This is a genomic window from Hymenobacter sp. B81 (assembly GCF_044628455.1).
GTDB lineage: Bacteria > Bacteroidota > Bacteroidia > Cytophagales > Hymenobacteraceae > Solirubrum.
The window spans coordinates 488,405-510,190 of the sequence record NZ_JBIYZW010000002.1; the positions used below are offsets into that span (position 1 = coordinate 488,405).

The 21,786-nt window shown below is 64.1% G+C and carries 20 protein-coding genes, 1 tRNA gene and 1 pseudogene; 8 read left to right on the plus strand and 14 right to left on the minus strand.

The window, feature by feature from the left end; genetic code table 11:
• Positions 1 to 10: 10 nt before the first annotated feature.
• Positions 11 to 1,213, minus strand: a complete 1,203-nt coding sequence (locus ACE191_RS13200) for a thiolase family protein (RefSeq protein ID WP_400192701.1) — start codon at positions 1,211 to 1,213, stop codon at positions 11 to 13.
• 90 nt (positions 1,214 to 1,303) lie between these two features.
• Between ACE191_RS13200 and ACE191_RS13205 the strand changes: the two genes are divergently transcribed.
• Complete coding sequence (locus ACE191_RS13205; protein WP_400192702.1) at positions 1,304 to 1,783, plus strand: DUF4293 domain-containing protein; 480 nt, start codon at positions 1,304 to 1,306, stop codon at positions 1,781 to 1,783.
• A gap of 110 nt (positions 1,784 to 1,893) precedes the next feature.
• Here the strand turns inward: ACE191_RS13205 and ACE191_RS13210 are convergent, their stop codons facing one another.
• The 5 genes from ACE191_RS13210 to ACE191_RS13230 form a co-directional block, all read right to left on the minus strand.
• Positions 1,894 to 2,766, minus strand: coding sequence for a DUF4476 domain-containing protein (locus tag ACE191_RS13210; RefSeq protein WP_400192703.1), 873 nt, complete (start codon positions 2,764 to 2,766; stop codon positions 1,894 to 1,896).
• Between the two features lie 239 nt (positions 2,767 to 3,005).
• On the minus strand, positions 3,006 to 5,039 hold the full coding sequence (locus ACE191_RS13215; RefSeq protein ID WP_400192704.1) for an OmpA family protein: 2,034 nt from the start codon (positions 5,037 to 5,039) through the stop codon (positions 3,006 to 3,008).
• A 123-nt stretch (positions 5,040 to 5,162) separates the two neighbouring features.
• Positions 5,163 to 5,657, minus strand: coding sequence for a hypothetical protein (locus tag ACE191_RS13220; protein ID WP_400192705.1), 495 nt, complete (start codon positions 5,655 to 5,657; stop codon positions 5,163 to 5,165).
• A 174-nt stretch (positions 5,658 to 5,831) separates the two neighbouring features.
• Complete coding sequence (locus ACE191_RS13225; protein ID WP_400193413.1) at positions 5,832 to 6,692, minus strand: (Fe-S)-binding protein; 861 nt, start codon at positions 6,690 to 6,692, stop codon at positions 5,832 to 5,834.
• Positions 6,693 to 6,840: 148 nt separating this feature from the next.
• A complete protein-coding gene (locus ACE191_RS13230) occupies positions 6,841 to 8,199 on the minus strand; it encodes a 4Fe-4S dicluster domain-containing protein (RefSeq protein ID WP_400192706.1) in 1,359 nt (452 codons plus the stop codon).
• Between the two features lie 164 nt (positions 8,200 to 8,363).
• On the opposite strand from ACE191_RS13230, the gene ACE191_RS13235 reads away from it, so the two are divergent.
• Together ACE191_RS13235 and ACE191_RS13240 are read left to right on the plus strand one after the other, a co-directional pair.
• Positions 8,364 to 8,436: transfer RNA gene (locus ACE191_RS13235), tRNA-Phe, on the plus strand.
• Positions 8,437 to 8,670: 234 nt separating this feature from the next.
• A pseudogene (locus tag ACE191_RS13240) lies at positions 8,671 to 9,279 on the plus strand (ATP-binding protein); the annotation flags it as partial.
• An 87-nt stretch (positions 9,280 to 9,366) separates the two neighbouring features.
• Here the strand turns inward: ACE191_RS13240 and ACE191_RS13245 are convergent.
• Complete coding sequence (locus ACE191_RS13245) at positions 9,367 to 10,311, minus strand: heavy metal-binding domain-containing protein (RefSeq protein WP_400192707.1); 945 nt, start codon at positions 10,309 to 10,311, stop codon at positions 9,367 to 9,369.
• Between the two features lie 405 nt (positions 10,312 to 10,716).
• On the opposite strand from ACE191_RS13245, the gene ACE191_RS13250 reads away from it, so the two are divergent.
• Together ACE191_RS13250 and ACE191_RS13255 are read left to right on the plus strand one after the other, a co-directional pair.
• Positions 10,717 to 13,029, plus strand: coding sequence for a heavy metal translocating P-type ATPase (locus ACE191_RS13250; protein WP_400192708.1), 2,313 nt, complete (start codon positions 10,717 to 10,719; stop codon positions 13,027 to 13,029).
• A 6-nt stretch (positions 13,030 to 13,035) separates the two neighbouring features.
• The gene (locus ACE191_RS13255; RefSeq protein WP_400192709.1) at positions 13,036 to 13,410 is read left to right on the plus strand and encodes a cupredoxin domain-containing protein; all 375 of its coding nucleotides are present in this window, start codon (positions 13,036 to 13,038) and stop codon (positions 13,408 to 13,410) included.
• Positions 13,411 to 13,442: 32 nt separating this feature from the next.
• On the opposite strand, the gene ACE191_RS13260 is transcribed toward ACE191_RS13255, so the two are convergent.
• Positions 13,443 to 14,582 carry a DnaJ domain-containing protein gene (locus ACE191_RS13260; RefSeq protein ID WP_400192710.1) on the minus strand — a complete coding sequence of 380 codons (1,140 nt, stop codon included), beginning with the start codon at positions 14,580 to 14,582 and terminating at the stop codon, positions 13,443 to 13,445.
• A gap of 167 nt (positions 14,583 to 14,749) precedes the next feature.
• On the opposite strand from ACE191_RS13260, the gene ACE191_RS13265 reads away from it, so the two are divergent.
• From ACE191_RS13265 to ACE191_RS13275, 3 genes are read left to right on the plus strand one after another with little or no spacing between them, the layout of a single operon-like run.
• Positions 14,750 to 15,118, plus strand: coding sequence for a phage holin family protein (locus ACE191_RS13265; RefSeq protein ID WP_400192711.1), 369 nt, complete (start codon positions 14,750 to 14,752; stop codon positions 15,116 to 15,118).
• Positions 15,119 to 15,138: 20 nt separating this feature from the next.
• Positions 15,139 to 15,828 (plus strand): hypothetical protein, encoded by a 690-nt coding sequence (locus ACE191_RS13270; protein WP_400192712.1) that lies wholly within the window; start codon positions 15,139 to 15,141, stop codon positions 15,826 to 15,828.
• Positions 15,806 to 16,579, plus strand: a complete 774-nt coding sequence (locus ACE191_RS13275) for a geranylgeranylglyceryl/heptaprenylglyceryl phosphate synthase (protein ID WP_400192713.1) — start codon at positions 15,806 to 15,808, stop codon at positions 16,577 to 16,579. Before ACE191_RS13270 ends, ACE191_RS13275 begins: the two co-directional genes overlap by 23 nt.
• Before the next feature lie 85 nt (positions 16,580 to 16,664).
• Here ACE191_RS13275 and ACE191_RS13280 read toward each other — a convergent pair whose 3' ends face one another.
• The 6 genes from ACE191_RS13280 to panD all read right to left on the minus strand — a co-directional run bounded on the left by ACE191_RS13280 (position 16,665) and on the right by panD (position 21,776).
• Complete coding sequence (locus ACE191_RS13280) at positions 16,665 to 17,588, minus strand: helix-turn-helix domain-containing protein (RefSeq protein ID WP_400192714.1); 924 nt, start codon at positions 17,586 to 17,588, stop codon at positions 16,665 to 16,667.
• A gap of 158 nt (positions 17,589 to 17,746) precedes the next feature.
• A complete protein-coding gene (locus ACE191_RS13285) occupies positions 17,747 to 18,886 on the minus strand; it encodes an acyl-CoA dehydrogenase (RefSeq protein ID WP_400192715.1) in 1,140 nt (379 codons plus the stop codon).
• Positions 18,887 to 19,072: 186 nt separating this feature from the next.
• Positions 19,073 to 19,765 (minus strand): zinc metallopeptidase, encoded by a 693-nt coding sequence (locus ACE191_RS13290; protein ID WP_400192716.1) that lies wholly within the window; start codon positions 19,763 to 19,765, stop codon positions 19,073 to 19,075.
• Positions 19,766 to 19,833: 68 nt separating this feature from the next.
• Complete coding sequence (gene rfaE2, locus ACE191_RS13295) at positions 19,834 to 20,319, minus strand: D-glycero-beta-D-manno-heptose 1-phosphate adenylyltransferase (RefSeq protein ID WP_400192717.1); 486 nt, start codon at positions 20,317 to 20,319, stop codon at positions 19,834 to 19,836.
• 2 nt (positions 20,320 to 20,321) lie between these two features.
• Positions 20,322 to 21,353: a lysylphosphatidylglycerol synthase transmembrane domain-containing protein gene (locus tag ACE191_RS13300; protein WP_400192718.1), complete on the minus strand. Its 1,032-nt coding sequence runs from the start codon at positions 21,351 to 21,353 to the stop codon at positions 20,322 to 20,324.
• A 75-nt stretch (positions 21,354 to 21,428) separates the two neighbouring features.
• Complete coding sequence (gene panD / locus ACE191_RS13305) at positions 21,429 to 21,776, minus strand: aspartate 1-decarboxylase (RefSeq protein WP_400192719.1); 348 nt, start codon at positions 21,774 to 21,776, stop codon at positions 21,429 to 21,431.
• Between the last annotated feature and the right edge of the window lie 10 nt (positions 21,777 to 21,786).

Consider the following 21,786-nt stretch of genomic DNA (forward strand, 5'->3'; position numbering starts at 1 on the left):
GCCGCGGCCACTACAGCTTTTCGTAGATGATGGCCGCCCCCTGCCCGACCCCGATGCACATAGTGGCCAGGCCGTAGCGCACGTCGTCGCGGCGCTGCATTTCGTGAATCAGGGTGGCCGTGATGCGCGCGCCGCTGGCTCCCAGCGGGTGGCCGATGGCAATGGAGCCGCCGTTCACGTTCACGCGGCTGGGGTCCAGCTCCAGGTCGCGCATGCAGGCCAGCCCCTGCGAGGCAAACGCCTCGTTGAGCTCGATCAACCCCAGGTCCTGCACCGTGAGGCCGGCGCGCTGCAGGGCTTTGCGGGTAGCCGGAATCGGCCCCAAGCCCATCACGGCCGGGTCGACGCCCGCTACGGCCGTCGACACCACGCGGGCCAGCGGCTTGAGATTGAAGCGCTTCAGAGCGTCTTCGCTCACCACCATGGTAGCCGCTGCGCCGTCGTTGATGCCCGAGGAGTTGCCGGCCGTCACGGTGCCGCCCGTGGGTGCGAAGGCCGGCTTGAGGGTGGCCAGCTTTTCGAGCGTGGTCAGGCGCGGGTGCTCGTCGGTGTCGAAGAGCACGGCGTCGTTCTTGGGCTGGGCCACGAACACCGGCACGATTTCGCGGCGGAAGCGGCCCTTTTCGAAGGCTTTCTGGTACTTGCGCTGCGAGTCGAAGGCGAACTGGTCCTGCTCCTCGCGGCTGATGCCGTACTGCCGGGCCACGTTTTCGGCGGTTTCGCCCATGCTGTAGGGGTAGTGCAGCTTGGCCAGCTTGGGGTTCACGAAGCGCCAGCCCAGGGTGGTATCGTGGGCGGTGAAGTCGCGGCCGAAGGCGGTTTCCGACTTGGCCATCACGAACGGGGCACGGGTCATGCTCTCGGTGCCGCCGGCCAGGTATACGTCGCCGTCGCCCGAGCGCACGGCCCGGGTGGCGTCGATGATGCTTTGCAGGCCCGAGGCGCAGAGCCGGTTGACGGTAACGCCGCCCACCGACAGCGGCAGGCCGGCCAGCAGCGCGGCCATGCGGGCCACGTTGCGGTTGTCTTCGCCGGCCTGGTTGGCGGCGCCCATTATCACGTCTTCAATGAAGGCGGGGTCGACGGAAGGATTGCGACGCAGCAGCTCGCGCAGCACGTGCGCGGCCATGTCGTCGGGACGAACGGAACTAAGGGCACCGCCGAACTTGCCCACGGGCGTGCGCACGGCGTCCACGATATATGCTTCAGGCATTACTTGAAATGCGGGTTACCAGAGTCTTTTGGCTACTTTTGCCGGCCCTGCCGCAGGGCATTCCGACCGACTCAGCCACTAACAACAAAGATGATACAAAGAATCCAAAGCGTATTTCTGCTGCTGCTGGCCCTGGCCATGATCGGGGTGGCCTTTCTGCCTGTCTGGACGAAAACCGACCCGCTCAGCAACCAAACGCTCACCATGACGGCCTGGCACATGACGCTGACCAACCTCACCGGCAGCCCGGTGCAGGCGCCGGTGCCCAACTACCCCGTGGGCGCGCTGGCCCTGGCGTCGGCCGCCGTGGCCCTGTTCGAAATCTTCCAGTACCGCAACCGCTTCACCCAGCTCAAGCTCGGCGCCCTCAACCTGCTGCTGATCATGGCCACGCTGGGCGCCAGCTTCTACTACCTCAACCAGGGCGAGCAGATGCTCAACCTCAAGATTCCGGGCGAGTTCGAGGCCGGCTTCTACCTGCCCACGCTGGCCTTGCTGCTCAACCTGCTGGCCAACCGCTTCATCCGCTCCGACGAAAAGCTGGTGCGCTCCATGGACCGCCTCCGCTAATCATCGGCGCCGCTTACTATGCAAAGTGCCCCGGCTGACCAGCCGGGGCACTTTTTTTATCCTATCTACCCCCGATTAGGCGGTAACTACCGCCGGCCGGCACCGCAGGCTTATCCCTGACTGCCCACGTAGCGCTGCATTTCCTGCACGCTCGACTCGAAGCTGAAGGCCTCGTAGACGCGGTAGAAGTTCTGGCGGTCGGCCACGCGCCCGAAGGCGTACTTGGCCAAATCAAGCCGGGAGTTTTCGAAGTCGAAGCCTGCCAGCAGGCGGCGCAAATCTTCGGCGCGGATGTCGCTCTGGTCCAGGGCCTGTTTGGCCAGGGTTAACTTGCTGCTGTCGAAGGGCCGGGCCTGCACGGCGCGCAGCAGTTCCTCCACTTCGCGCGGCTCCAGCAAGTGGCGGGAGCCGCGGCCCGGGTAGTTGCCGCTCTGGTAGCCACCCCGGCCGGGGTAGCCGGGCTCGGGCCGGTAGCCCCCGGCCGCGGGCTCCTGGTACCGCTCATCGTCGTAGCCGGCATCGCGGCCGCCGTACCAGTCGTCGGCACCGCCGGGCGCGGGCCAGCCGGCGGCGCTGCCATAGGGCGTAGGCTCGCAGTGGTAGCCGTAGTCCTGGTAGGGCGCGCCGCGGTAGCCGGCCCAGCCGGGCAGCGGAATTTCGTCGAAGCGGCGCAGCACCGGCGGGTAGCCCCGGCGCAGCACCAGCACGAAGCGGGTTTCGCGCCCTTCGCTCAGGCGCACCTGGGTGCGGTAGTTGATGACGCCGCGGCCGGCGGGCACCTGAAATTCGGCCCAGTGGTAGCCCGGCGCCAGGCGGTCGAAGCGCACCTGCGTCAGGCCGTAACGCCCGCCGATGCGGTGGCCGTCGAGGCGCAGACGGAAGGGCTGGCCGCGTTCGGAGCGCACAGCCATGCCCGCGGGAATGGCCAGCGCGGCCTGGGCCAGCAACACCAGCCCCAGGCAAAGAAGTAAGATTCGTTTCATGGCTTGCGGAAGAGCTAAGGACGGCGGCCCCGCGGCCGCCGGCGCCGGAAGGCTAAGCCAACATCTGTGCCAGGCTGCGCGGGTAAGCGGCCCTGCGTGCTCAGATGGCTGCGCCGGCCCGGGGTTTAAGTCCATCTCCCCTTTCCCGAGCCCCGGCTTGGCCCCGGTGCCCAACAAAAAAGCCCCCGCATCGGCTGATGCGGGGGCTTTTGCGGGTTGCCTGCTGGGGCGGCCGACGCTTAGTTGGTCGTGCCGGCCGGGGCGTTGATCTTGGTCACCTTGAACTCCGTGCGACGGTTCTTCTGGTGCTCTTCCTCGGTCTTGGCGGTTTTAATTACTGGCTTGGTTTCGCCGTAGCCCTTGGCCGTGATGCGCGTCTTGGCTATGCCCTTGGAAATGATGTAGTCCACGGCCGACTGCGCGCGTTTCTGCGACAGGGTCTGGTTGAAGGCGTCCTTGCCGCGGGCGTCGGTGTGCGAGCTAAGCTCGATGCTGATTTCCGGGTTGTCGACCAGGGTCTGCACCATCTTGTCCAGCTCGGCGGCCGCGTCGGGGCGGATGTCCCACTTGTTGTAATCGTAGAAGATGTTCTCCACCACGATGGCCTTGTTCTTCACGATTTCGGTCAGCGTCAGGTTCACCGGGATGCTGATGTCATTCATCTCGTTGGGCAGCTGATCCTGGGCCGGGGTGCGGCCCACGGTGCTCACACCCTGGCGGGCGGTGAAGTAGCCGGTACGGTCGGCCACCAGCGCATAGGTCGCCGACGAGTCGAGCTTCACCTTGAACGAGCCATCGGCGCCGGTCTGCACGCTCTGCACTTTCTGGCCGGCGCTGTTGAGCACGTCCACGGTTTCGTTGGCCAGCGGTGCCGAGGTCCCGGTTTTGCCGTTCACGCCCACCACTTTGCCCTCGGCGTAGAAGGTCACCAGCTTCAGCGGCTTCTTGCGGAACATGTACAGGTCGTCGGAGCCCTTGCCCCCGGCGCGGTTCGAGGCGAACACGCCCATGTCGTTGGCCGTCAGGTAGGGCGCGAAGTCGTCGCCGTTGCTGTTGATGGGGGCGCCCAGGTTGGTCACCTTGCCGTTTTTCTCCACGCGGAACAAGTCGAGCTTGCCCAGGCCGGGGTGCCCGTCCGACGAGAAGTACAGCGTGCCATCGGGGGCTACGGCCGGGAAGTTCTCGTTGCCGGGAGTGTTGATCTGGTCGCCCAGGTTCTCGGGAGCCGAGAACCGGTTGTTGGCGCCCATCGTGGCTTTGTAGAGGTCGTTGCCGCCCTGGCCGCCGGGGCGCGAGGAAGCAAAGTACAGGGTCTGGCCGTCGGGCGAGAGCACCGGCGAAAAATCGTCGGCCTTGCTGTTGTTGACGCCTTTCACCAGCTCGGGCTCGGTCCAGGTGCCGCCGCGGAAGTACGAGGCGTACAGGTCCACGCTCAGGAAGCCTTTCTTCGAGCCGTCGTTCGAGCGGGCGAAGATCATCATCTTACCGTCGGGCGAGTAGGTAGCCGAGGCTTCGTGGGTGTTGGCTTTGTTGAACAGGGGCTTGCCCGAGTCCTTGGCCGGGGTGGCCGTGGGCGAGCCGGGCGTAGCCGGCGCGGCCGCGGCGCCGGGGTTCATAGCCACGGCTTCGTACGACTGCACGGTGCCGCCGGTCATCTTCTGGGCGTCGTCGAACTTGATGGCGTACAGGTCGTTGAAGCCCTCCCCGTTGCCGGGGTACTTCTTGCCGTCGCGGCCCGAGGCGAAAATCAGCTCCTTGGTGTCGGGCTTGATGGTGGCGCTGAACTCGGCCGAGGGCGTGTTGATCTGGTCCAGCGGCGTCACCTCGTTGTTGGTGCGCATGGCCGTGAGCTGGGTCGAAGCCTGGGCATTCTGGGCTTCGCGCTCGGCGCGGGCTACCAGCGTGCGGTTGGTGCCGTTGGTGGCGTACTGCTGAAACTGGGCGGCGGCTTCCTCAAACTTGCCGTTGGCTTTCAGGGCCAGGCCGTAGTTGAAACCCGCGTCGGCGTTCTTCACTCCCCCATCCAGCGCGGCCTTGTAGTACGACTCGGCCTGCTCTACGCGGTTCGACAAGCGGTAAGCCTCGCCGATTTTGTAGTTGGCCATGGCAATTTCCTTGCCCTTGGCTACGTCGGCTTTGTATAGCTCGATGGCGGTTTCGTATTCGCCCCGCTGGAAGCGTTTGTCGGCCTTGCTTAGGCCGCCCGATGCGGCACAACCGCTGAGCACGGCTACCGAGCCGGCCGCGGCGCAGGCAACTATCAGGTTCCTCATAAATGAAAAGAGAAGGGTGGGTGGTGGGTGTGGAGTGAAGCGCCAGAAACCGGTATGGAGCCAATCTAGGGCTAGCAATAATACTAATAATGGCGTTGTTTCCGGCTGGCGGCCAACTTTTTTCTACACCGTTGTAAAATACCGGGCCAACCAAGTCGTTGCCGCGGGGGCTGGCCAGGCCCCATCCAGTTGCCCGCGGCGGGCTACCGTATTGTCGAAATACAGCGTTTGCGGCCCCAGCCGGCCCTCTGCCACGGCCTGGCGCAGGTCGCGGCGCTCCAGCAGCTGCACCTGCCCGTCGGCGCCCAGAAACGCGAGGGTTTCCTTGGCCAGCAGGCGCAGGCCCAGCTGTTCTTCCAGCCCGCGCACGAAGCGCACCGAGGCATCGATGGAGCAGCCGCTGGCCTCGCTCACGGCTTCGTCGAGGCCCACTACCAGAAACTGCCGGTGCAAAAAGGCGGCCGAGGCGCGCAGGGTCCGGCCGTGGGAAGTCCACTCAGCGGCAAACCGGGCCAGCGCGGGCTCCAGGCTGGTCAGCTCGGCGTCGGTCAGGGGGCGGTCGGCCTGGTAAATCCAGATGCGCGCCTCGGGCGGTAGTTGGTCGAAGGGAACGTACATATACAGGGGCTTGGGGACTTAGGGTCTTGGCGGGTTAGGCCGGGCCCCTTCCCGCGGGGCCCGGTGCGGCCGGGGGCGAAGTTGTAACAGCAAAGAGACGTAAAAAATTTGCCCCGCCGACTTTCGTCAGCGGGGCAGTTCCAGGGGCGGCTGGCTTGGGGTCAGCAGCTGGCACTAGGCGTTGATGCCTTCGGCCGAAGCCACCAGCTCGGCCAGGTCGAACACCTGCACGTTGTTCTCGCGCTCCTTGTTTTTGACGCCGTCGCTCATCATGGTCATGCAGAAGGGGCAGCCCACGGCAATGATGCCGTCCTGGCCACCGGTTTTGGGCGCGGGCGTAGCGCCGGCGTTGCCGCTTTCCACGCCGTAGAGCGCGTCCAGCGCCGCGGCGTTGCCGTCGAGCGTGGCCAGGGCTTCCTCGGTGCGCTCCACGTTGATGTCCTTTTTGCCGGGCTCGGGCTCCTTCCACATCTGGGCGCCGCCGGCCCCGCAGCACAACCCGTTGGCCTTGCTGCGCTTCATTTCCACCAGATCGGCGTCGAGGGCCGCCAGCACCTCGCGGGGCGCCTCGTAGATGTCGTTGGCCCGGCCCAGGTAACAGGAGTCGTGGAAGGTGATGCGGCGGCCCTTGAACGACTCACCGCCCTGCACCTTCACCCGGCCCGAGTTGATGAGCTGCTGCAGGAAGGTGCTGTGGTGAATCACCTCGTAGTTGCCGCCCAGCGCGGGGTATTCGTTCTTGATGGTGTTGAAGCAGTGCGGACAGGCCGTCACGATGGTCTTGACGCCGTAGCCGTCCAGGGTCGTTATGTTCTGCATGGCCTGCATCTGAAACAGGAACTCGTTGCCGGCGCGCTTGGCCGGGTCGCCGGTGCAGGTTTCCTCCATGCCCAGCACGGCGTACTGCACGCCCACGTGCTCCAGAATGCGCACGAAGGCGCGGGTCACGCGCTTGTACCGGTCGTCGAAAGCGCCGGCGCAGCCCACCCAGAACAGCACTTCGGGCTGCTCGTTGCGGGCCGCAAAGTCGGCCATCAGGGGAACGGAAACCTGGCGCTTGGCTACTTGCTCAGCCATATTATCGGTTGACGGTTGTCAGTTGTTAGTTGTCAGTAGGGGTTGCCAGCGTGCCGGTCGTTGCCCGTTGCCAGGCAACCGACCACCCGCCGCTGACAACTCAATTCTATTTCTCGGCCACGTACAGGTCGTCGGCCCAGTTGAAGCGGTCGGAGGGCGAGAAGGCCCAGGGCGCGCCGTTGTTTTCGATGTTGCTGAACATCACGTTCAGCGAGTTGGGCGCGGCCGACTCTTCCAGCACCAGGTAGCGGCGCATCTCGATAATGCTGTCGAGCGGGTTGATGTTGACGGGGCAGGCTTCCACGCAGGCGTTGCAGGTGGTGCAGGCCCACAGCTCCTCGGGCGTCACCTTGCCGCGCACCAGCGTGCCTTCCTCGTCCACCTGCATGCGCTCGGCATCCTGGTACTGGTTGGGCGCAAAGATCAGCGGCGACTCGTACTGCTCCTCAATCCGGTCGCGGGTGTCCATGATGATTTTGCGCGGCGAGAGCAGCTTGCCCGTCAGGTTGGCCGGGCACACCGAGGTGCAGCGGCCGCACTCGGTGCAGGAGTAGGCGTTCAGCAGGTTCAGCCAGGAGAGGTCGTCGGCGTCCTTGGCTCCGAAGCGCTGCACCAGCGGCTGGCCCTGGGCGTCCACCGGCGGGGCGGGCACCTGGTAGCTGGGGTCCATCATGGCTTTCACCTCGTGGGTAATGCTGTCCACGTTGGAAAACTGGCCCTGCGGCGTCAAACGCGAGTAGTACACGTTCGGGAAGGCCATGATGATGTGGAAGTGCTTGGACGAGGGCAGGTAGTTCAGGAAGGCCAGAATGCCCACAATGTGAATCCACCAGCCCACGCGCTCCAGCACGTGCAGGGCGGCCACGCTATCGGGGAAGAGGCCCACCAGCAGGGAGCTGATGGGGAACGTCCCCGGCAAATCCACACCTTCGAGCTGGTGCAGCTTCAGGTCGGCGGTGTTCATGGTGAACAGCGCGGCCATCAGGGCTATTTCCACATAGAGGATGACGTTGGCGTCGAGGCGCGGCCAGGCGCGCATTTCCACGCCGGTGAGGCGGCGTACGGGCTGTTGGCGGTTGCGGCGCCACCAAAAGGCGATTACCGCAATAATCACCAGCGCGCCCAGGATTTCGTTGACGGCCATCAGCGCGTCGTACACCGGCCCAAGGAAGCTCAGCACCCGGTGCGTGCCGAAGATGCCGTCGATCATGATTTCGATGACCTCGATGTTGATGACCAGGAAGCCCACGTACACCACCAGGTGCAGCAGCGCCGGGGTGAGGCGCTTGAACATCTTCTGCTGACCCAGGGCCACGAGCAGGGTTTTGTTGATCCGCTCACTTACCGGGCCGCCCATCGCGCGGTCTTTGCCCTTGAGAATGTTGGCGCGAATTTTCCGCACCTGCCAGGCGAACAAGCCAATGCCGGCGGCCGCCACGAGGAAGAACAATACTTGTTGAATCACGGGAGGGAACGTTACGTGAGTGGCAAGATAGTAGGCATGCCGAATACTTTGGCTACGCAAGCAAAAGTAATCCGTTTCGGGGCAAAGTTTTTTTCGGGGGAAATGTTGCGGGCTAAATCGCCGTTCGTATTTTTGCGCTCCGTTCAGCTCAGTAGAACGGTGCCGGTGATGTAGCTCAGCTGGTAGAGCAAAGGACTGAAAATCCTTGTGTCGGCGGTTCGATTCCGTCCATCACCACAGAAAAAGGCCTTCGAGAAATCGGAGGCCTTTTTTCGTTTTCGGCCTGCGCAAGGCACCCTACCGCGTGCACCCGGCCCGCGCGGGTTAGCTACGGTTTGGCAGTTAACCGCCGCGGCTTCGCAGACCTTCTTTCTACCCTTGCGCGCATTCCGGGCCCGAGTTTTCCCGGGCTAGAGCCTCGCCGTCCGCAGTGTTCTCAGCCAGACCAACGAGCAGCTCACCCGCATCAACGTGGACCTGGACAACTTCATCTACACCGCCTCCCACGACCTGCGGGCGCCTATCACCAACATTGAAGGGCTGCTGCAGGTGCTGCAGGATCAGCTGACCGCCGTGGAGCCGCTGCCGGGTGAGGTACCCAAGGTGCTGGGCATGATGCACGACTCGGTCCGGCGCTTCATGCACACCATCGATTACCTGAGCGACGTGACCAAGCTGCAGAAGGAGTACGACCAGCCCGTTGAGCAGGTAGCCCTGGCCGCAGTGATTGACGACGTGTGCCAGGACCTGCAGCCGCTGATTGCGCGCAGCGGCGCCCGCATCGAGGTCGACGTGGCCGCCTTCCCCAGCGTGTCGTTTCTGGCCAAGAACCTGCGCTCGGTGGTGTACAACCTGCTCAGCAATGCCCTCAAGTTCCGCCACCCCGAGTGGGCTCCGCGGGTACGCATCAGCTGCTCGGCCGAGGCCAGCTACCTCGTGCTGCGGGTGCAGGACAACGGCCTGGGGCTCGATCCGCAGCAGCAAACCGAGCTGTTCACCATGTTCCGCCGCCTGCATCCCCAGATCGAGGGCTCGGGCATTGGGCTGTACATGGTCAAGCGCAGCGTCGAAAATGCCGGCGGCAAGGTGCTGGTGGCCAGCGAGCCGGGCCAGGGCACGACTTTCTCGGTCTATTTCCGCGCCTGGCGCCCCGGGCCGACGCCCCGGCTAAGCGGCCGGGCCCGCGGGCACGTTGAGGGTGAAGTCGGCCGTGCGCACCCGCCCGCCGTGGTTGAACTGCAGAAACACGCGGTACCAGCCCGGCGCTTCGAACCGGGTGCCAAAGCGAATGTCCGGGCCCTTATCCTTCTGCGCATTGGGGTGCACGTGCAGGTAACGCTCGGTATCGGCGCTGATGATGACCATATGCCCCAGTGCTCCCAGGTAGTTGTCGAGGTTGGTGACGGGCCGCTGTCCCTGGCGCACGGTTACCCGCACCGCCACCGAGCGGCCGGTTTGCAGGGGTTGGTCGAAGCTGAGCGTGGCCTGGTAGCCGCCCTCAGCCCAGGTAAGCTTTTCCTGGTTGAACGCAGTGGGCTGGTAGGCCGGGCCCTGCACCGTGAGCTGCTGCCGCCCCAGCTGGTGGCTGGCACCGGTGGGCGTGTAGTCCTGAAACAGCACGTACTCGCCGCCCTGCCGGAAGGTTAAGGGCACCACGTAGCGGCCGGCGGCGTTGCTCTCGGGGTGCTCGTGGTAAAACTGCGCCAGGTCGCGGCTGACGATGATCAGGTGCATTTTCCGCTCGTGCACCTCGTCGAGCAGCACCTCGTCACCGTCCCGGCCCTCTACTTGCGGCACGAACGACAGCTCCACGGGCTGGCCGGCCACCGGCGCCGCGGGCGTTGCCGCGAACCGGATCCGGTAAGCCGGGGACTTATCCGCCGCCGCTTGCTTGGGCACCAGCTTCATGCCGCACTTGGGGCAGCTACCGGGCTGGGCGGCGGTTACCTCGGGGTGCATGGGGCAGGTGTACGCCTGCTCGCCGATCCGCGCGGCCGCGTCGGGCATCCGGCTCGTCGTCTCGGTTTTCGTTTCGGTCGTGGAATCAGAAGAGCAGGCTACCGTGAACAGGGCAGCCAAAGCCAGCAGCAGGGTCGAAAGTCGTTGCGTCATGGAAGTAAGCCGAAGGATTCGTTGCACTCCATGTCTGCTGCGCCTGCAGCAAGGAGCGCCGAAGGCTTTACCAACGTCCCCGGGGGCGGGGTGGTTCGGCCGGCCCGGGCCGGGGTCAGCCCCGCATCCGTGGCTGGGCTGCCGCCCGCGCCAGCAGTTGACGACTCGCAAGCGACTGGTAGTAAGTTAAATCAACCGTCCCCCCTAACGTCCGCCCTTGCTACGTGCAGTGCTCCGCCAAGCCAAATGTTGCAAGCTCCCGCCCGAATCTTGTAAGTCGCTGCGGCCGGCGCGGGAATTCTGTAAGTCAGGGTCCGAATCCCGCACTTCCCAAGGCGGGTTTCGGCGGTTGTTTTACCAGCGAATCAGCGGCTTCCTATCCGCTGCAGAATCCGTAACCCAATCATGAAACAGCCCCAAGCTCCGGCTTCGCCCCCCGCCGCCGGTTCGGCCGGCGCCGCCACCGCTACGCTGGCCATCGAAGGCATGACCTGCGCGGCCTGCGTCGGCGCGGTGGAACGCTCCCTCCGGCGCATGCCCGGCGTGCAGCAGGCCCTGGTGAACCTGGCCACCGAAAAAGCCACCATTCACTACCTGCCCGAGCAGGTCAGCCCGGATTCCCTCAGGCAAGCCGTCATCAAGGCTGGCTACGGCGTAGTGGAGCACGCTCCCGACACCAGCGCCGCCGACCGGCAAACCGCAATCGACCAGCAGAAAGCTGCGGCGTACCAGCGGCTCAAGCGGCGGTTCGGGGTAGCGGCGGTATTAGCCGCCGTCATCATGCCGCTGAGCATGATTATGCTCTGGCCCAGCCTGATGGCGCGCGTGAGCATGCCGGCGCTGAACTACCTGCTGCTGCTGCTCACGCTGCCGGTGCTCTTCTACAGCGGCCGCGAGTTCTACAGCTCGGCCTGGAACGGCTTCCGCCACCGCTCGGCCAACATGGACACCCTCATTGCCGTGGGCACCGGGGCCGCGTTCCTCTACAGCCTGGCCGCCACCGTCGCGCCCGGGTTCTTCACCCGCCGGGGCCTGCCGCCCGAGGTGTACTACGACACCACCGCCACCATCATTGCCCTGATTCTGCTGGGCAAGGTGCTGGAGCTGCGGGCCAAAACCCAGACTTCGGCGGCCATCAAGGCGCTGATGGGCCTGCAGGCCAAAACGGCCCGCGTGGTGCGCCCCGACGGCCGGGAGGCTGACGTGCCCATCGAGCAGGTGCAGCCCGGCGACCTGGTAGTGGTGCGGCCCGGCGAAAAAGTAGCCACCGACGGCATCATTGAGGAAGGCCATTCCGCCATCGACGAGGCCATGCTGACGGGGGAAAGCCTGCCGGTGGAAAAGCGGGCGGGTGACCCGGTGTTCGGGGCCACGCTCAACAAAACCGGCTCTTTCCGCTTCCGCGTGAGCAAGGTGGGCGCCGACACCATGCTGGCCCAGATCGTGAAGCTGGTGGAAGACGCCCAGGGCAGCCGCGCGCCCATTCAGCGCCTGGCCGACCAAGTCAGCGCCGTGTTCGTGCCCTCGGTGGTTGTCATTGCCATCCTCACCTTCGTGCTGTGGTTTGTGCTGGCCCCCGTCGAAACCCGCCTGCCGCTGGCTTTGGTCAACTTCGTGGCCGTGCTCATCATTGCCTGTCCCTGCGCGCTGGGGCTGGCCACGCCCACGGCCATTATGGTGAGCACCGGCAAGGGAGCCGAGCACGGCGTGCTGATTCGCAACGCCGAGGCCCTGGAAAAAGCCTACCAGGTAAACACGGTGCTGCTCGACAAAACCGGCACCATCACCCGCGGCGAGCCAGCCGTTACGAACTTTTGGCCCGCCGCCGGGCAGGATGCTGCCCAACTGCTGGCCCTGGCCGCGGCGGTGGAGCGGCAATCGGAGCACCCGCTGGCTGAGGCCGTGGTGCGCTACGCCCAGGCGCAGGCCGCAGCAGTTTGGCCAGCTACCGGCTTTCGGGCCGTCGAGGGCCGGGGCGCCGCGGCCGAAGTCAACGGCCAAGCTGTGCTGATTGGCAATGCCCGCCTGCTGGCCGAAGCCGGGGTAAGTCTGCCGCCTGCCCTGCACCAGCAGGCCGAGGCGCTGCTGGCCCAGGTCCAAACGGTGCTGTACCTGGCCGTCGACGGGCAGGCCGCGGGCCTGATTGGGGTGGCCGACACTGTGCGCGACACTTCGGCGGCGGCCATCCGGCACCTGCAGCGCCTGGGCATCGAGGTGGTGATGATGACCGGTGACAACCCGCAGACGGCCGCGCAGGTAGCGGCGCAGGTCGGCATCAAGCGGTATTTCGCCGAGGTGCTGCCCCAGGACAAGGCCGGCAAGGTGCAGGAGCTGCAGGCCGAGGGCCGCACCGTGGCCATGGTAGGCGACGGCATCAACGACGCGCCCGCGCTGGCCCAGGCCGATATTGGCCTGGCTATGGGCGGCGGCACCGACGTGGCCATGGAAGCCGCCGGCATCACCCTGATGCGCTCCGACCTGCAGGGCGTGGTCACGGCCATCGAGTTGTCACGCCAGACCATTCGCACCATCCGACAGAACCTGTTTTTCGCCTTCATCTACAACGTGCTGGGCATTCCCGTGGCGGCCGGGCTGCTGTACCCGGTTTTTGGCTGGCTGCTCTCGCCCATGCTGGCGGCCGGGGCCATGGCCCTGAGCTCGGTATCGGTACTCACCAACTCGCTGCGCCTGCGCGGCTTCACTCCCGTCAAACCCTAAGGCATCATGGATAGCGCCGAAATCATCGTGAGTTTGAGCGGGCTGGCCCTGGCCGGGCTGGTCATCTGGTACTTCTTTTTCCCGGCCCGCCAGCCGGTCAGCGCCGTGTCGTTGGGTGGCGTGCAGCAGGTAAACGTCACCGTACAGGGCGGGTACTCGCCCGAGGTCATCGAGGTGGAACGTGGCCAGCCGGTGCAGCTGAGCTTCTACCGCTCCGAAGACAGTAGCTGCTCCGAGCAAGTGCTGTTTCCCGACTTCAGCATCCGCCGCGAGCTGCCCGCATTTCAGACGACGGTGGTGGAGCTGCTACCTCAACAGCCCGGCCAGTACACCTTTACCTGCGGCATGGGCATGCTGCGCGGCCGCCTGATTGTGAAGTAAGCAGCAGCCCGAAGCCAGCTCAGGCTGCTTGTTCAGCTGCCGCAGCGGCTCTGGCGGCTGGCCTGTACCGCCGGCGGATATCCCAGGCGCGAGCCACGCCGGAAAAACTCGCACGCCGCCTGCCGCCGTCCCTGCTTTTGGGCCACCCGCCCGAGCAGGAAATGAATCTGCCCGCTGCCGGGGCGCATCAGCAGCACCTGCTGGTAGTCGGCCAGGGCGTTGGGGTAGTCACCCATCTTGAAAAACGCCAGCCCGCGGTAGGTCAGCCACTTGGCCGAGGGCGATTGTTGCTCGGCCCGCTGCCGAAGGCCCACGCTCAGGTCGCGGATGGCGGTGGGAAAGCGTCGCTGCTCAAACAGCCACACCTCGCCCCGGGCCAGCCAGGCCTCGCTCAGGGTAGTATCGAGCACCAATGCCCGCGAAAAGCTTTGGATGGCCACCCGGGCCCGCCCCTGCCCGGCCTCGCACTGCCCAATGCGGTACAGCAGCTGCGCGGCTCCTTCCCGGTCGTCGGCCAGCGCCAGGGCCGCCTGGTAATCGGCGCGGGCACGGGTGTAGTTGCGGTACACCAGCTGTTCAATTTCGGCCCGGCGACGCAGAGCGCGCTCGTGCTCGGGCTGCAGGTACAGGGTCTCACTCAGGGCGCGGTGCGCCGCATTCCACTGGCGGCTTTGGTAGGCACGCAGTCCGTCGCGGTAGTAGCTGGCGGCGCTGCCGCGCTCCAGCACCCACTTCACGCTGAAAACCAGCAGCACCAAGCCCAGCACCAGACCGGCCACCAATTGGTAGTCGCGGCGGTTGAAGCGGGCCTTGCCCCGGCGCACGTAGTGCCGCTCGGCCGAAGCCGCCGGCGGGCGGGTGCGCAGCGGCTGGGGTGGTGGCATGGGCACGCCGTACACTTTCTGGCCCTGGGGCCGGTAGGCCTGGGCCCGCTGCTGCTCCTCGCGCCGCAGGCGGGCCAGGTGCAGCTGGTGGTCGTAGGCAGCGCGACGCTCGGCGTGGCCCAGCACGTGGTAGGCCGAGGCCACCGTCTTGAAGTGGTCCTCGTGCAGGGTGCTGCCCCCGTTGCGGTCGGGGTGGTAGCGGAGGGCCAATTGCTTGTAGGCCTGCTTGATGTCGGCCAGCGTGGCCGACGGGGCCACGCCCAGCACCTGGTAGAGGGTCTGACTCACTTCGGGCTCGGAAGAAGGTAAAAGTACGGACAAGTTCAGACGCGCGGCCGCCTTTTCCGTATGAATGCCTCGGCTTCTACAACTCGCTTCACGCAGTTGGAGTTCGGCCGCCCGCCGCGCTTTTTGCCTTTGCCCGACCTTCTCACCTAACCGATTTCTGCCGCCGTATGGCTACCGACGACGACAAAACGCCCCGCAACGACTCTTTGGTGGGCAACCTGATGGGCTACATCGACACGCGCATCGACTTGATTCGCCTCGAAGTCCAGCAGAAAGTGAAAACGGCCTTCGTAGGCGCGGCCCAGGGCATCACGCTGGGGTTGCTGGGGCTGCTGTTTCTCATTTTCCTGAGCATCTTCGCGGGCCTGGCCCTCAACGAGGCCTTCGACAGCCCATACTGGGGATTCGGCGCCGTGGCCGGCTTCTACCTGCTGCTGCTCATCATCTTTGTGGTGGGCGTGGGCAAGAAGCTCTACCAGGGTCTGGCCGACAAGATGCTGGACAACACCATTTATAAATCGGACAAGCGCCAATAATCACCCTCAAGAACTGCGCGATGAGCGAATTGCATAACCCGCTGTTCGACGACGAACGGGAGTTTCTGGAGCGCCAGAAGCTTGAATACGAGCGCGCCCTGCTGGGCGACGTAGACCACATCAAGGATCAGACCACCCGCGTGGGCAAGTATGTTGCCATCGGGGCGGCCCTGCTCGGCGGCTTCTGGCTGGTGAGCAAGGTGCTTAGTGGCCCCAATGATGACGACGAGGATGACCGTCCGCGCCTGAAAAAGGGTAAGAAGCTCAAGCGCAAAGCCCGGATTATGCCGCCCCAGGCCGACGACTACGGCTTTGGCGGCAGCGACGCGGCGCATCCGCGGGCACATTTGGCCCCGCCGGTGTACCACGCCACGGCAGCCGATGCCGACCCCTTCCCGGCTTTCGATACTGAATCGGCTTTGCCGTCGGCCCCCGTAGCCAATTATCAGCCTGGCTACCGCGCCCAGCCCGAGCCGCAAAACTCGCTGGTGTGGGATACGTTGCGGGCCTTTGCCGACTCCGACGCCGGCAAAATGCTCATCGGCCAGGTCAGCGGAGTGGTCATTGCCCTGCTCACGCGCAAGCTCAACGAGTGGATGGAAGTGAACAAAAATTCGGACCTTGCAGCTTCGGCCTCCGAGCCGGAAACCAAGGATATCGACTTTGTCATCCACCACGACGACGCGCATGCGCCTCACCCGTCTGCATGATGCCCTGCAGGACCGCCGTCACCGCGGGCAGAAGGCTTTGGCTGTGCTGCTCGACCCCGACAACCTCGACGAGGCCGGGACGCGGCGCATCCTGGAGCTGACGGCCACGCACCCGGTAGATTACTTTTTCGTGGGGGGCAGCCTGGTGACGACGCGTCACCAGGCTGCCCTCATTCGTTTGCTGAAGAGCACCTCGTCGGTGCCGGTAGTGCTTTTTCCCAGCAACAGCCTGCACATCGACTCGCAGGCCGACGGCATTCTGCTGCTTTCCCTGATTTCGGGTCGCAACCCCGACTTTCTCATCGGTCAGCACGTGGTGGCGGCGCCGCTGCTGCGTGAGAGTCCGCTCGAAATCCTGCCCACCGGCTACATGCTGGTGGACAGTGGCCGCCAGACTACGGCCAGCTACATGAGCGGCACCACTCCCCTGCCCCACGACAAGCCCGCTATTGCAGCCTGCACCGCTATGGCGGGCGAGCAGCTGGGCTTGCGCCTGATTTACCTCGACGGCGGCAGCGGCGCCCTGCACCCGATTTCTCCGGCCATGATCCGGGCCGTGCGCCAGGCGGTGGAAGTGCCCATCGTAGTGGGCGGCGGCCTCAACACCGTTGAAAAAGCCCACGCCGCCCTGCTCGCCGGTGCCGACGTGATTGTGGTCGGCAACCAGATCGAGCACGACCCTGATTTCCTGGGCGCAGTCTCGCAAACGGTGCGCGCCTTCAACGCGGTGCCCAGCGCCTCGCTCAACTGAGGTAGGTTGCAAGCCTTCCTAAAAAGAAAAGCCCCGCATCGAACCGATGCGGGGCTTTTTGCTGACCTAGATTGTCAAGCCAGGGCTAGATGTTCATGGCCGACTCGCGGCGGCGCATCTTGCCGGCCGGAATGCCAAACATCATCTTGAAACGGCGGCAGAAGTACGCAGTGTCTTTGTAGCCCACCTCTTTGCCGATGTCGCGGATGCTTTTCTTGGTGGTACGCAGCAGGAACACGGCGCGCTCCATGCGCTGGTACTCAATGTAGTCCTGCGGGTTGATGCCGGTAAGCATCTTGAAGTACTGGCCCACGTAGTCTTCCGACACGTTGGCTACGCTCGACAGCACCTTGTTCGACAGGTCGCCGCCCAGGTTCTCCTTGATGTAGTTGAACAGGTCGATCAGGCGCGGATCCTTGAAGTAGGTGCTGTTGGTAGCCAGTTGCTCCACGAACATCTTGTTCTTCAGGATGTAGCGAATGATTTCGACTACGATGTTCTCGGTGTAGATGGACACCAGACGCTCCCGGCCGGGCAGCTCCTGCAGGCTTTCCTCCACCACCTTGATGACCAGGTTGGCCAGCTTGGAGTTGCCGCTGATCAAAAAGGCCGGCACGTCGAGCGAGGCGAAGAAGTTCACCGAGTCGAACACCTTGGCTTCAAACGACACGAACGAGTGGCTTTCCTCCGCGTCGCCGATCAAGTCGAGGTCGTCGTTGGAGTGGAAGAACTTGTCCTTGTTGCTGATCAGATCATCGTTGGTGATGATTTTACCCCCGTTTTCGCCGTAGGTGACGCGGGTAGCCCGGCCGCCGGGAATGAAGAGCATGTCGCCCTCTTCCACGATTTGCTCGTCCTCGCCGAAGGCCACGCGGCCCTTGTGCAGCAGGATGAGGTTGTTGCCCACGTCGTACGAATTGCGCACGGTGAAGGGCTGCTGCAGAACCAGGTTCTTGGCCTTGATGTAGCGTACGCCAAGAGACTCTATGACTTTATTGTAATCTTCCATATTCCAAAACGGCCTTGGGTGGGTGAAGGTCGGGCAGCCGTTTATACCCGTTGCTTAGACAATGCAAAAGAAGATATAAAAATTCACAAAAACGAAAACCCAGCCAATTTTTTGGCTGGGTTTTGTGCAAGAGTTCTGACTTTAAGGCAATTCCAAACTTACTTCAGAATTTCCCGCGAGATTACAATTTTCTGAATCTCAGAAGTTCCCTCGTAAATCTGGGTGATTTTGGCGTCGCGCATCATGCGCTCCACGTGGAATTCCTTCACGAAGCCGTAGCCGCCGTGCACCTGTACGGCTTCCACCGCCGTGTCCATGGCCACCTTCGAGGCAAACAGCTTGGCCATGGCGCCCGACTTGGCGTAGTCGCGGTGAGCATCCTTGTCGTGAGCGGCCTGCAGGCACAGCAGACGGGCCGCGTCGATGTTGGTAGCCATATCGGCCAGTTTGAACTGAATGGCCTGGTGCTGCGAAATCGGCACCCCGAACGCCTTGCGCTCCTTGGAGTACTTCACCGACAGCTCGTAGGCGCCCGAGGCAATGCCCAGGGCCTGCGAGGCAATGCCGATGCGGCCGCCGGCCAGCACCTGCATGGCGAACTTGAAGCCAAAGCCGTCCTCCCCAATGCGGTTTTCCTTGGGCACTTTCACGTCGGTAAACATGAGCGAGTGCGTGTCGGAGCCGCGGATGCCGAGCTTGTTTTCTTTCGGGCCCACCACGAAGCCGGGCGTGTCGCGCTCCACAATCAGGGCGTTGATGCCGCGGTGCTTCAGCTCGGGGTTGGTTTGGGCAATGACGAGGTATACCGAGGCCGACGAGCCGTTGGTAATCCAGTTCTTGGTGCCGTTGAGCAGGTAATGGTCGCCTTTGTCCTCGGCGGTGGTGCGCTGCATGGTGGCATCGGAACCGGCTTCGGGCTCCGACAGGCAGAAGGCGCCGATCATTTCGCCGGTGGTCAGCTTGGTCAGGTACTTCTGCTTCTGCTCCTCGGTGCCGTATTTCTCCAGGCCCCAGCACACCAGCGAGTTGTTCACCGACATGATAACCGAGCAGGAGGCATCCACCTTGCTGATTTCCTCCATGGCCAGCACGTAAGACACGGTATCCATGCCGCCGCCGCCGTACTCGGGGCTCACCATCATGCCCAGGAAGCCCAGCTCACCCATTTTCTTTACCTGCTCGGCGGGAAACTTCTGGTGCTCGTCACGCTCGATGACGCCGGCCCAGAGTTCATTTTGGGCAAAGTCGCGGGCCGCGGCCTGAACGGCGAGTTGTTCTTCGGTGAGCTGAAAATTCATGCGGGGAATTCGGTTAAAAGGGAACGGGAATGCCGCCGGGATACGGCGACTCAAAAGTAGGCATGCCTACAACAGCTTTGCAACCCGCAGGTTAGATATCGGCGCGGACGCTGCGGCCGGAGCGGGCGAAAAGCGCGTTGCCCCGGCGGGAACCGGGGCAACGACGAGCTTGAGTTAACCGAGCAGTTACTCGCGCCGGCTACCGCCCATAAAGATCTGCACGTAGTAAAGCAGCGTGGCCAGCGAGCTGATAGCAGCTACCACGTAGGTCATGGCGGCCCACCACAGCGCATCCTTGGCCATGCCGTGCTCCTGCGGCGTCACGATGCCGCGGCGGTCAATCCAGGCCAGGGCACGCTTGGAGGCGTCGAATTCCACCGGCAAAGTCACGAAGCTGAACAGGGTGGTGAGCGAGAACAGCGCAATGCCCAGGCCCAGCGGAATCACCGAAGTGCGAATCATCAGGATGCCGGCCAGCAGAATGAAGGGCATAAAGCGCGACACGGCGCTCAGGGCCGGCACCATGGCCGAGCGGAACTGCAGCATGCTGTAGGCCGTGGCGTGCTGCACGGCGTGGCCGCACTCGTGGGCGGCTACGGCGGCAGCGGCGGCCGAGCGGCCCTCGTAGACCTCAGCGCTCAGGTTCACCGTCTTGTCGGCCGGGTTGTAGTGGTCAGAGAGGCGGCCTTCGGTCGATACCACCCGCACGTCCCGGATGTTGTTGTCGGCCAGCATCAGCTCGGCTACCTGCTTGCCGGAAAGGCCCGACTGCAGACCGATTTTGGAGTACTGCGTGAACTTGCTGCGCAGGCGCCACTGAATCAGGAAGCTGACCAGGGTCAGCACGATCAGCAGCAGGTAAAACGGGGAAATCATCATGGCTTGCGAGAAACTTAAGGGTGGAGGGGCTAAGCGCTTCGCAGTCGCCGGCTGCCGCCCTCGACGTTCTACGCTTGCAGCCCCCTGACGATGCGTTCGACGATGCGCGTGGTGCTGTAGCCGGGCACCAGCGGCACCGTAAGCACCTGCCCGCCGTAGCTCAACACGAACTCGTGGCCCACAATTCCGCTGATGGCGTAGTCGTCGCCCTTCACCAGTACCTCGGGCCGCACCAGCTCGATTAGCTCCCGCGGGGTGGGTTCGTCGAACAGCACCACGGCATCCACGAACAACAACGAGGCCAGCACCCGCGCACGTGACACTTCGTCCTGCAGGGGCCGGCCGGGCTTGAGCCGGCTCACCGAGGCATCGGTGTTCAGTCCCAGCACCAGCACGTCGCCCAAATCCCGGGCTTTTTCCAAGTAATCGACGTGGCCCAGGTGCAGCAAATCGAAGCAGCCGTTGGTAAACACCACACGGCGGCCCTGCCGGCGCCAGTCGGTCAGGGCGGTAGTCAGCTGCTGGCGGGTCAGGATTTTGTCTTGAGTCGGCATTATCAGGCAGTCGTTTCGGCAGGTTCGGGGAGGGCCACCACGTTGCGGCCTGTCTTCATGACACTGGCCACGAAGCTGATACCGCCCATCAGGGCGACCAGCAGCGTTTGGGAAGCGTGAATTACCAAAGCGTAGGCCAGGGCCGCCTCGTGGCTCAGGCCGTAGACCAGCAGCGTGCGGCTCACCATCAGGTGAAACACGCCGATGCCGCCCTGCACCGGGGCGGCCATGCCGAAGGCCCCAAAGGCCAGCACCGACAAAGCCGCCGTGAGGCCCAGCGCCGCGGTGGCCGCGAAAGCGAAGAAGGCCAGGTAATCCATCAGGTAGTACACCAGCCAGGTGAAAAAGGTATGAAACCAGAATGCGCCCTGGTTGCGCACCTTGCGCAAGCTGAACACCCCCGACAGAATACCCCGCACGAAGCTGGCAGCCCGCGAAAAGTAGCGGTTGCGGCGCAGGCGCTCCAGGTTGCGGATGCCCAGCACCAGCAGCAGCACCAGCAGCACCAGCAGCACCGCGGCAATGCCCAGCAGCAGCGGCCCGCGCTTTTCCATGATGCTGGCGCGGTCGGTAACCACCGCCGCCACGAAGTTCCAGAACTTGCCGAACTCCAGCAGCAGCACCGTGCCCAGCAAGCCAAACAGCACCAGCACGTCGATGATGCGCTCGGTGATGACGGTGCCCAGCGACACGTTGACCGGCACGCCGCCCATGCGCCGCAGCACCGAGCAGCGGATGACCTCGCCCATGCGCGGCAGCACCAGATTGGCCAAGTTGCCCACCATCATGGCGTGGTACACGTTCCAGAACGAGGTGCGGTGGCTGGTGGCGTCGAGCTGCATTTTCCAGCGGTAGGCCCGGCTGAAGTAGCCCAGCACCGATATCACCAGCGTCAGCCCGATCCAGAAGTAGTTGGCTTCGCGCAGGGCCTGCCCGATTTTGCTCAGGTCCTGCCCGCGCAGGGCGTAGGCCATCAGCAGGCCCGAAAACGCCAGCAGCAGGGTGTACTTGAGTACGTCAACGAATTTTTTCACAGACTGCAGCGGCCGTTAGCCGCGAAAAGCCAGCATCCGGGCGGCGGTGCTGGCTTCGACGGAGAAGACAAAAAATCAAGCCAAGCGATTGTGCTGATCGGGAAACACCACCGTGGGCTGATGCTCCCGGGCCCCGGCAAAGTCGATGAGGGCGTACGAGAAGATGATGACGATGTCGCCCACGGCCACGCGGCGGGCCGCCGGGCCGTTGAGGCAGATCATGCCCGAGCCCCGCTCGCCCTTGATGGTGTAGGTTTCCAGCCGCTCGCCGTTGTTGACGTTGACCACCGTAACCTTCTCGTTTTCCACCATATTGGCGGCATCGAGCAGGTCCTCGTCGATGGTGATGCTGCCCACGTAGTGCAGCTCGGCCTGCGTGACTTTGACGCGGTGTATTTTAGACTTGAGAACCTCGATGTGCATGGCAGGCAAG

Excerpts from the sequence above, each read along its gene's own strand:
- ACE191_RS13200 (WP_400192701.1), bottom strand. The coding sequence starts at position 1,213 with ATGCCTGAAGCATATATCGTGGACGCCGTGCGCACGCCCGTGGGCAAG.
- ACE191_RS13205 (WP_400192702.1), top strand. The coding sequence starts at position 1,304 with ATGATACAAAGAATCCAAAGCGTATTTCTGCTGCTGCTGGCCCTGGCC.
- ACE191_RS13210 (WP_400192703.1), bottom strand. The coding sequence starts at position 2,766 with ATGAAACGAATCTTACTTCTTTGCCTGGGGCTGGTGTTGCTGGCCCAG.
- ACE191_RS13215 (WP_400192704.1), bottom strand. The coding sequence starts at position 5,039 with ATGAGGAACCTGATAGTTGCCTGCGCCGCGGCCGGCTCGGTAGCCGTG.
- ACE191_RS13220 (WP_400192705.1), bottom strand. The coding sequence starts at position 5,657 with ATGTACGTTCCCTTCGACCAACTACCGCCCGAGGCGCGCATCTGGATT.
- ACE191_RS13225 (WP_400193413.1), bottom strand. The coding sequence starts at position 6,692 with ATGGCCGACTTTGCGGCCCGCAACGAGCAGCCCGAAGTGCTGTTCTGG.
- ACE191_RS13245 (WP_400192707.1), bottom strand. The coding sequence starts at position 10,311 with ATGACGCAACGACTTTCGACCCTGCTGCTGGCTTTGGCTGCCCTGTTC.
- ACE191_RS13250 (WP_400192708.1), top strand. The coding sequence starts at position 10,717 with ATGAAACAGCCCCAAGCTCCGGCTTCGCCCCCCGCCGCCGGTTCGGCC.
- ACE191_RS13255 (WP_400192709.1), top strand. The coding sequence starts at position 13,036 with ATGGATAGCGCCGAAATCATCGTGAGTTTGAGCGGGCTGGCCCTGGCC.
- ACE191_RS13265 (WP_400192711.1), top strand. The coding sequence starts at position 14,750 with ATGGCTACCGACGACGACAAAACGCCCCGCAACGACTCTTTGGTGGGC.
- ACE191_RS13270 (WP_400192712.1), top strand. The coding sequence starts at position 15,139 with ATGAGCGAATTGCATAACCCGCTGTTCGACGACGAACGGGAGTTTCTG.
- ACE191_RS13275 (WP_400192713.1), top strand. The coding sequence starts at position 15,806 with ATGCGCCTCACCCGTCTGCATGATGCCCTGCAGGACCGCCGTCACCGC.
- ACE191_RS13280 (WP_400192714.1), bottom strand. The coding sequence starts at position 17,588 with ATGGAAGATTACAATAAAGTCATAGAGTCTCTTGGCGTACGCTACATC.
- ACE191_RS13285 (WP_400192715.1), bottom strand. The coding sequence starts at position 18,886 with ATGAATTTTCAGCTCACCGAAGAACAACTCGCCGTTCAGGCCGCGGCC.
- ACE191_RS13290 (WP_400192716.1), bottom strand. The coding sequence starts at position 19,765 with ATGATGATTTCCCCGTTTTACCTGCTGCTGATCGTGCTGACCCTGGTC.
- rfaE2 (WP_400192717.1), bottom strand. The coding sequence starts at position 20,319 with ATGCCGACTCAAGACAAAATCCTGACCCGCCAGCAGCTGACTACCGCC.
- panD (WP_400192719.1), bottom strand. The coding sequence starts at position 21,776 with ATGCACATCGAGGTTCTCAAGTCTAAAATACACCGCGTCAAAGTCACG.